2 protein-coding genes are annotated in these 1,052 nt (G+C 59.5%); both read left to right on the top strand.

Annotated elements, in window-relative coordinates; all coding sequences use genetic code 11:
• The coding region (locus AC1DWT_RS51530) for a hypothetical protein (protein ID WP_477926311.1) at positions 1 to 258 on the top strand (258 nt) is incomplete at its 5' end.
• Positions 259 to 354: 96 nt separating this feature from the next.
• On the top strand, positions 355 to 975 hold the full coding sequence (locus tag AC1DWT_RS51525) for a hypothetical protein (RefSeq protein WP_477926310.1): 621 nt from the start codon (positions 355 to 357) through the stop codon (positions 973 to 975).
• Positions 976 to 1,052 lie beyond the last annotated feature (77 nt).

The raw sequence follows: 1,052 nt of genomic DNA, 5'->3' as shown, positions 1-1,052 counted from the left end.
GACCTGATCTGGGCCGGCCAATACGTCTACTACGTAGACATGATCCTGCCGTACCTGCGCAAGGCCGGAACGTACGAGAAGGCATGCGACGAATATCAGCTCTGGGAAATTGATCAGCGCGTCTCGAACTACTACTACGACATCGGCAAGCGTGGATTCGCGCAGGAAGTCGTTCCGCAGAAGATCTTCTCCGGCCAGGGCTATCTGCCGTTCGGCGTGGGTGCGGATCTGCGTCGGTCGAAGTACCGCTGGCTGTAAGACACCCGTTCACAGATTCGGGGGCGATGGAGTGATATGGCCGTCGCGTGGGCATCTGCGCACCGTCGCCCCCGATCGATCGTTGGGAATGACCACATGACACAAACACTGCTCGACAAACGTCTCTACGACGTCCTCAATGCCGTGGCACTCAAGAAAATGGCGACCGCGGCAGCCGTTTCCGAGATCGTCAACTTGGACACCGATCAGGTGCGCGACATCTTTGCCGAACTCGCCGACAGTGATTACCTCGCACTGATGGGCGAGACCGCACTACCCACCGACGCCTCAGGACCTGTGTTGGTCGATTCCGCCGCGGCGATCTACGGCCAGATCCGCACCGATCCGTCCGTGCTGCAGGTCGCCGACAAATTCGAGGACGTCAACTCCCGGTTTCTGCGCACCATGTCCTCGTGGCAGCAGATCGAGGTCGCGGGCCGCAAGCTTGCAAACGACCACAGCGACTCTGCGTACGACGCGAAAGTGATCTCCACCATCGAGCGTCTGGTGTCCCGACTGGAGGGACTGCTCGAAGCACTCAGCGAGAAGGACGCACGGTTCCGCACCTACATCGGCCGATTCGAACGATCCCTGGAAAAGGTCGATGCGGGCGATATCGCTTTCGTCTCCGATCCGACCAAGGACTCGGTGCACAACGTCTGGTTCGAATTCCACGAAGACTTGCTGCGCACGCTCGGTCGCGCACGTAAGGAGTGACAAGGTGAGCTCTGTGACTGTTACGACCGAAATGACACGCGCGTTCAGTGAACCGGGCGCAATCGACCGGAATGTCC

The sequence above is a fragment of the Rhodococcus sp. P4_B6 genome (assembly GCF_056402215.1).
The sequence above is the reverse complement of the archived record's forward strand: the minus strand, read 5'-3'. Positions and strand labels throughout refer to the sequence as shown.